Source organism: uncultured Thiodictyon sp., from assembly GCA_903837595.1.
Classification (GTDB): domain Bacteria; phylum Pseudomonadota; class Gammaproteobacteria; order Chromatiales; family Chromatiaceae; genus Thiodictyon.
In genome coordinates this window covers 35,943-43,525 of record CAILVI010000471.1, presented here as the reverse complement: position 1 = coordinate 43,525, position 7,583 = coordinate 35,943, and the positions used below count along the sequence as shown (strand labels likewise).

Genomic DNA, 7,583 nt, shown 5'->3' with positions numbered 1-7,583 from the left:
GGTCGGCCTCAGTAACAGCGCGAAGGTCTGTGCGTCCGAGCCAACTGATGAGGGTGGTTGCCATTGCTGGATCATAAGGGATGGGGCGGGGGCGGGGGCGGGGGCGGGGCGACTATTGCGAGGGGCGGCGCGGGGCCATGGGTAGCAGAGCTTCCCGGGCCAGCGTTACCAAACGAGGGCAAACGAGGGCAACGAGGTCGAAAACGTTCCGGACGGGGCGCATGCCCCGTCCGGCCGGGGGGCTGGGTAGAGCGCAGCGAAACCAAGCAATCAAGCCCTTACGAAGCGCTGACGATGGGTTTCGCTGCGCTCAACCCATCCTACGGGGAATACGCTTGGTAACGAAGGGGACTTCAGCCCCCCTCGCCCGCCATCGCTGGGTCAATCCTCTCGGCCAGCAGCCGCTGGAGATCCCCAAGCTCCGGATAGCGTGCCGCCACCTCCCGGACGTAGCCCAGGGTGCGCGGGATGTCGTTCAGGTAATTGGGCTTGCCGTCGCGATGGTTGAGGCGGGCGAAGATACCGCATGCCTTCAGGTGCCGCTGGGTGCCCATGAGGTCGAACCAGCGCATGAAACGCACCGGGTCCACGGCCGGCAGCACGCCGGACGCCATCGCCAATTGCCGGTAACCCAATGCCCAATCGGTGACCCGCTCGGCCGGCCATTGGATATAGCAGTCCTTGAGCAGTGAGACCAGGTCGTAGGTGACGGGTCCGACCACCGCGTCCTGGAAGTCCAGGATGCCCGGGCCCGCCGGCTCGATGATCATCAGATTGCGCGAGTGATAGTCGCGGTGGACGCAGACCTGGGGCTGTTCCAGTGCGCTCGCGACCAGGGCGTCGCAGGCGCGGTCCCAGCCGGCCGACTCGGCCAGGGTCAGCGTGAGCCCCAGGTGGTGGCCGAGGAACCATTCGCGGAAGATCTCCAATTCGCACCGCAGGAAAGGGGCGTCGTAGCACGGCAGGCCGTCCTGGGGTCCGCGCGCCTGGATGACGGCCAGGGCGGCGAGCGCATCGGCATAGAGCCGGTCCGCGCTCGCGGTGTCGAGTTCCGCCAGATAGAGCCGGTCGCCCAGGTCGGAGAGTGCCAGGAAGCCGTTGGCCCGGTCCTGCGCGTGGATCTCAGGGGTGTGCAGGCCGATGGCACGCAGGCGCCGCGCCAGGTCGACAAAGCGGCCGCAATCCTCCTGCGCGGGCGGGGCATCCATAATAATCAGCGTATTGTCACTGTGGCGAACACGCCAGTAGCGACGAAAGCTGGCGTCGGAAGAGGCCGGTTCGAGGGTAAAATCGTTCCTGCCAAGGACCGAGGCGACCCATCGCCTCAACAAATCATGCCGTGTCGTCACGCAAATCCCCTGGTAGTGGTAGCCGTCGGGCGGCCCGGGCGACAATGACCCGCATTGCCGGACCCCGCGGAATGTGACATGGTTACGCCAAAATCCCAACCTTTAAGGCGCCGGCCAGTGCCGATTACCCCCCGGAACCAGGTACCATGGCCTACCCACCGGCACCGCTCTACATCACCAACTTAACCATCGTGCGTCCATTCGCCGTCGCCCTCATCTTGTCACTCGCCGCGCCGACCGCGACCCTCGCCGAGCGGGCCGCCGCCGACGCCGCCGCACCGGCTCGCCCCGGGCCGGCACCCGTGCCGACGTCCGCTGTGACTCCTGCCGCTCCCACGGTCCCCGAGACGGCCGCCGTGCCGGCACCACCGACCGTCCCGGTGCCCCCGGCAACCCCGGCGGCCCCTGAGGTTCCCGCCGCCCCGGCGGCGCCCCCCGCCGCCAGCGGCGTAGGCGAAGCCCCCGCCCCGGCGGGGACCCCGCCCAAGGAGCGCAAGACCGAACCAAACACCTTGCCCGTGGTGACAACGGGCGACACCCCGCTGGCGCTCCCCGTCATACCCGAGCCCACGCCGCAGGGCGCCACGGTTGGCGCCCCGGCCGTGCCCGACCCCATCCCACCGCGCGAGCCCACAGTGTCGACCCCGGTGGATCTTCCCCTGTCGTCGGCGTTGCCCGCCGGTGCGCAAGCACAGGGCCGGCCCGTGCCCGACCGCCCAGCGGTGGCGGCGCCGACGCGGCCCGACGGAACTGGCAGCGGGTCCTGCGGCGTCCCGCCGCCGGGTGAGACTCGCCCGGCGGCAGCGCCGGGCCCGCGCACGGCGGCGCCCTTGCAGAACGTCGACGAGTCGCGCCTCTATGTCGGGCTGCCGTGGAATCACTGCGGAGCGCAAACCCGACCTGGCAGACGCGCCCAGCCGACCGCCGGCCTCAATCAGCTCGCCCCACCAACGCTTGACTCCACGCTCCCGGTCGCGGCCGATGCCAACTGTGCCGACTACGACCAAGTGACCCAGATCGTTCGGTTGAGCGGCGGCGTCAAGATGACCCAGGGCAACCAGCACCTGGAGGCAGACCGTTCCAGCTACGATCAAAAGAGCGGCGCCACCAAGGCCGTGGGCAACGTCTATTTCGAGTATCCGGGGACACGGCTGCTGGCCAAGACGGCCGACATCAACCTGGTGACGAAGCAGGGCAAACTGGACGACGTCCATTACCGCCTCTCGGGCGCGACGAATCTGCGCGGCACCGCCACCACGGCGCAACTCCTGGCCGGGAATATCTCCCACTACAAGGACGTCATCTACACCAGCTGCCCACCGGGACGCTCCGACTGGTCGCTACGCGCCAGCGAGCTGGAACTCGACCAGCAGGAGGGTCTGGGCACCGCCCGTCACGCCCGGCTGCGGTTCGGGCCGGTACCGGTGTTCTATACCCCTTACCTGCAATTTCCCATCGATAGCCGGCGGCGCAGCGGCGTACTCATGCCGAGCGTCGGCTACTCCACTAACAACGGTGTGGACATCACCGTCCCCTACTACTGGAATATTGCCCCCAACCTGGATGCAACCTTCTTCCCACGCATCATGAGCATGCGGGGGCCGATGCTCGGTGCCCAGGTCCGCGGCCTCACCAAGAACCAGAAGTTCGAGTTGGACGGTGCGGTGCTGCCACATGATGACAAGGCCCCGCAGCTTGGGACCCGCTGGGACATCCATCTGACGCAGAGCGGCGCTATGGGGCGCTGGGCTACCGGCATCAACTACAACGCGGTATCCGACAGCACGTTCATCACTGATTTCGGCAACAATCTCGACATCACCAGCCTGGTCAACCTGACGCAGACGGCCAGTCTCGCTTACTATGGCACCGGGTATTACGCACTCGCCTGGGTACAGCAGTTCCAGACCGTCGACCCGAGAATCACGGGCGCCGGCAGACCCTATGCCCAACGCCCTCACCTCCAGCTGGTCGTGCCGCCGCGCAAGTGGGGGCCCGTGGAATATACCTTTGACGGCCAGTACGATTATTTCGAGAACACGGCCAAGACCTATGGGAGCCGGGGCGTCCTCCTGCCCTCGGCACGCCTGCCCCTGCGCCGCAGCTTCGGTCATTTGATCCCGCGGGTGCGTCTCTACGCCACCGCCTACGAGTTGGCGAACACGGGGCCGAACGTGTCGAAACAACAATCCTTCCTGATCCCGAACCTGGACGTGGATGGCGGCCTGGTCTTCGATCGCAACACCAACTGGTTCGGTAAGGCGGTCCTGCAGACCCTGGAACCCCGGCTCTACTATGTGTACACACCCTACGCAAACCAGTCCACCACCCCGCTGTTCGACACCAGCCCACTGACGTTCAGCTACTCCAGCCTGTTTCGACCCAATCGCTTCACCGGTTATGACCGCATCAGCGATGAAAACCGGCTCACCGTCGGTCTGACCTCCCGCACCTTGGGCGGGCGCGACGGTCGCGAGTGGCTGCGCGCCAGCCTGGGTGAAATCTTCTATTTCGACTCACGCCGGGTCCAGGCCACGGGGACGGCGCCGGACACGACCCCGCGCTCGGCCTTGGCCGGCGAATTGGCGACGAATCCGATCGCGGGTCTGACCGCCCGCGCCAGCTTTCAATGGGGGCCCAACCGCACAACCCGCAATGAGTGGGAACAGCAAGTGTTCCAGTTAAGCTATGCCCCGAGCGGTGATCGCCTGTTCAACCTGGCCTATCGCTACAGCTTGGGTGCGACCACACCCGAGACCTACAAGAATACCGACGTCTCCTTTCGCATGCCGATTGGCTCGAATATCAGCGTAGTCGGGCGCTGGCTGTATTCGCTCCTGCAGAACAATACCGTCGAGGCCTTTGGCGGCATCGAATACGGCGGTCGCTGTTGCTGGCGGCTGCGCATCCTCGGGCGTCAACTCAAGACCAGTGCCACCAGCTCCGGCACCACCAGCATCATGTTGGAACTGGAACTTGCAGGCTTAGGCTCCATTGGCGACAAGATCGACAACCTCTTGGAACAACGAATTTATGGCTATGGTGATGACTCAAACTGAACGCCGCGACCGCCGCGGACCCGGGGCCGGCGCCGCCGGGATTCTGCCGCTGGGCGTTGCCTTATTGCTGTGGTTGTGGTTAGGCGTCTGCTGGCTGGACTGCGCCGCGGCGGCCGAGGCCCTGGACTCAATCGTCGCGGTGGTCAACGAAGATGTCATCGTCCAGAGCGATTTGCTCAACGAGATCAACCTGACGGTGCCCCAACTCAAACAGCGAGGTAGCCCGGTGCCGCCGTCGGAGCAGTTGCGCAAGCAGGTGCTGGATCGGCTCATCATGAAGCGGCTCCAGCAACAGCGCGCCAAGCAACTCGGCATCACCGTCGACGAGGCCACCCTGACCGCCGCCATCCAGACCATCGCGGGGCGCAATGGCCTGTCAGTCGAGGAACTGAAGACGTCGCTGGAGAGCGGGCACGTCCGCTTCCAGGATTTTCGCGAGGATACGCGCATGCAGATCCTCTTGGGCCGATTGCAGAGCCAAGAGGTCATGCCCGGCATCCAGGTCTCGGATCAGGAGGTAGAGCGCTTTCTGCAGCGCGAGAAGGGCAAACTGATACCGCGTGAACAGGTGCGCCTGCAGCACATCCTGATCGCCCTGCCGGATCAGCCGACCCCCGCCCAGGTCACCCAGGCCGAGGCCAAGGCCAAGCAACTGGTCGGGCGACTGCGCGGCGGGGCGGACTTTGCGGCGGTCGCGGCGGCCAACTCAGAGGGGCGCACCGCCTTGCAGGGCGGGGATCTGGGATGGTTCGAGATGGCCGCGGTCCCGAGCCTGGTCGCGGACAAGGCCCAGACCATGGCCAAGGGCGAGATCACGGACCCGATCCGCACCCCCAGCGGCTTCAACATCATCCGCCTGACAGACATCCAGGGCGGCCTGCCGAGCAACGTCACCCAGTACAAGACGCGTCACATCCTCGTCCGCACCAACGAGCTGGTCTCCGATAGCGACGCCAAGACCCGGCTCAATCAATTGCGGATGCGCATCACCGGCGGCGATGACTTCGCCACCCTCGCGCGCGCCCACTCCGACGACACCGGCTCGGCGCTGAAGGGCGGCGATCTGGGCTGGGTCAGCCCGGGTGATACGGTACCTGAGTTCGAGTCCGTCATGCTTAAGATCAACCCGAACGAGTTGAGCGAGCCGTTCCACTCGTCATTCGGCTGGCACCTACTGCAAGTCCAGGAGCGCCGGACCCAGGACACCGCGGACGAGCTACTGCGCCTGCGGGCACGCGAAGCCATCCAGCGGCGCAAGGCCGAGGAGGCCATGCAGGCCTGGCTGAAACGGCTGCGTGACGAGGCCTATGTCCAGCTGCGCTCCGATGACCCTGCCCCCAAGCGCTGAGTGGCCCACGGCCAGACCCGGCCAGGCCACGCCGCGGCTCGCGGTCACCCCCGGGGAGCCGGCCGGGATCGGCCCCGACCTCCTGGTACGGCTGGTCCAGGAGCCGCTCAACGCCCAGTTGGTGGCGGTGGCGGACCCGGGATTGCTCACCGCGCGCGCACGCGCCCTCGGACTGCCCCTGCAATGCCTTAAGTATGAATCCGAGGGGGCGCGGGCCCCCAACCCGCCGGGGTCGGTGATGGTGGTCCCGGTAGCCTTGGGCGCCCCAGTCTACCCGGGCCGACTCGACTGCACCAATGCGGCCTATGTGCTGGAAACGCTCCGGGTCGCCTGCGACGGCGCGCGCGCGGGCGCCTTCGCGGCCCTGGTCACGGGGCCGGTGCATAAGGGTATCATCAACGACGCGGGCCTGCCCTTCACCGGCCACACCGAGTTCCTGGCCGCGCGCTGCGCGGCGCACCCGGTGATGCTGCTCGCCACACCGGGCTTGCGGGTGGCCCTGGTCACCACCCACCTGCCCTTGAAGGAGGTCGCGGCGGCGATCACGGCGCCCCTGCTCGCTGAAGTACTCACGATCCTGCATGGGGACCTGGTGCGACGGTTCGGTATCGCGGACCCGCGCATCCTGGTCTGCGGACTCAACCCCCATGCCGGGGAAGGCGGGCACCTGGGGCGCGAGGAGATCGAGATCATCGAGCCGGTACTGGAGCGGCTACGCGGGCGCGGCTGGGACCTGCGGGGCCCGCTGCCGGCCGATACGGTCTTTGTGCCCGAGCGTCTGGCCGGTGCGGATGCGGTGCTCGCCATGTATCACGATCAAGGTCTGCCGGTACTCAAGCACCTGGGGTTTGGCCAGGCCGTCAACATCACGCTCGGGCTGCCGATCATCCGCACCTCCGTGGATCATGGTACCGCGCTCGACCTGGCCGGCACCGATCGGGCCGACCTGGGGAGTTTGCGGGCCGCCATCGACATGGCAATGCAACTGCGGTGAACCCACCAACACGAGGCTTAGTATGAAGATCCGAGTTGGCTACGAATTGGTCTATGACTGTCCCCAGCCGACGCCGATGATCCTGACGTTGCATGTGCATTTTACGCGCGTGTCCGACCTCATGGTCCCCGACCACCTAGTCACCCAGCCGTCGGTCCCCATCACCGCCTATCGCGACGGCTTCGGCAATTGGTGCAGCCGGATCGTGGCACCCAAGGGTCAGTTCCGCCTGTCGACTGATGCGGTGGTGAATGATTCGGGGGCGCCGGACGTCATAGTCCCTACGGCCATACAGCACGCGGTGCAGGACCTGCCCGAGGAGGCCCTGGTGTTTCTGCTGGGCAGCCGCTATTGCGAGACCGATCGGCTCTCCCAGACGGCCTGGGACCTGTTCGGCAAGGGACCGACCGGCTGGGGGCGGGTGCAGGCGATCTGCGACTTCGTGCATCGCCATATCACCTTCGGCTACGAGCACGCACGCGCCACCCGCACCGCCTGGGAGGCATTCAATGAAGGGCGCGGGGTGTGCCGCGATTACGCACACCTTGCCGTCACTTTCTGCCGTTGTATGAATATCCCGGCCCGTTACTGCACCGGCTATTTGGGCGATATCGGGGTCCCGCCGGCCGACAGTCCGATGGATTTCTCGGCCTGGTTCGATGTCTACCTGGGCGGTCAATGGTATACCTTCGACGCCCGCAACAACGTACCGCGCATCGGCCGGGTGCTGATCGCCCGCGGCCGGGATGCCGCCGACGTGGCGCTCAGCAGCACCTTCGGCCCCAATACGCTGACCGGGTTCAGGGTCTGGACGGATGAGGTAGGCTGACGCC

5 protein-coding genes are annotated in these 7,583 nt (G+C 66.4%); 4 read left to right on the top strand and 1 reads right to left on the bottom strand.

The window, feature by feature from the left end:
- Positions 1-353: 353 nt before the first annotated feature.
- A complete protein-coding gene (locus QZY44_RS28200) occupies positions 354-1,349 on the bottom strand; it encodes a phosphotransferase (protein ID WP_295455904.1) in 996 nt (331 codons plus the stop codon).
- 146 nt (positions 1,350-1,495) lie between these two features.
- On the opposite strand from QZY44_RS28200, the gene lptD reads away from it, so the two are divergent.
- Genes lptD through QZY44_RS28180 form a run of 4 tightly spaced genes read left to right on the top strand, consistent with a single transcriptional unit; the run spans position 1,496 to position 7,579 of the window.
- On the top strand, positions 1,496-4,408 hold the full coding sequence (lptD, locus tag QZY44_RS28195; RefSeq protein ID WP_295455902.1) for an LPS assembly protein LptD: 2,913 nt from the start codon (positions 1,496-1,498) through the stop codon (positions 4,406-4,408).
- Positions 4,389-5,756 (top strand): peptidylprolyl isomerase, encoded by a 1,368-nt coding sequence (locus QZY44_RS28190; protein ID WP_295455900.1) that lies wholly within the window; start codon positions 4,389-4,391, stop codon positions 5,754-5,756. The genes lptD and QZY44_RS28190 overlap by 20 nt, the downstream gene beginning before the upstream one ends.
- Entirely contained in the window at positions 5,734-6,750 is a 1,017-nt protein-coding gene (pdxA, locus tag QZY44_RS28185; protein WP_295455898.1) for a 4-hydroxythreonine-4-phosphate dehydrogenase PdxA, read from the top strand. Before QZY44_RS28190 ends, pdxA begins: the two co-directional genes overlap by 23 nt.
- A 22-nt stretch (positions 6,751-6,772) precedes the next feature.
- The gene (locus QZY44_RS28180; RefSeq protein WP_295455896.1) at positions 6,773-7,579 is read left to right on the top strand and encodes a transglutaminase family protein; all 807 of its coding nucleotides are present in this window, start codon (positions 6,773-6,775) and stop codon (positions 7,577-7,579) included.
- The last annotated feature ends 4 nt before the right edge of the window (positions 7,580-7,583 follow it).

Excerpts from the sequence above, each read along its gene's own strand:
- lptD (WP_295455902.1), top strand. The coding sequence starts at position 1,496 with ATGGCCTACCCACCGGCACCGCTCTACATCACCAACTTAACCATCGTG.
- QZY44_RS28190 (WP_295455900.1), top strand. The coding sequence starts at position 4,389 with ATGGTGATGACTCAAACTGAACGCCGCGACCGCCGCGGACCCGGGGCC.
- pdxA (WP_295455898.1), top strand. The coding sequence starts at position 5,734 with ATGACCCTGCCCCCAAGCGCTGAGTGGCCCACGGCCAGACCCGGCCAG.
- QZY44_RS28180 (WP_295455896.1), top strand. The coding sequence starts at position 6,773 with ATGAAGATCCGAGTTGGCTACGAATTGGTCTATGACTGTCCCCAGCCG.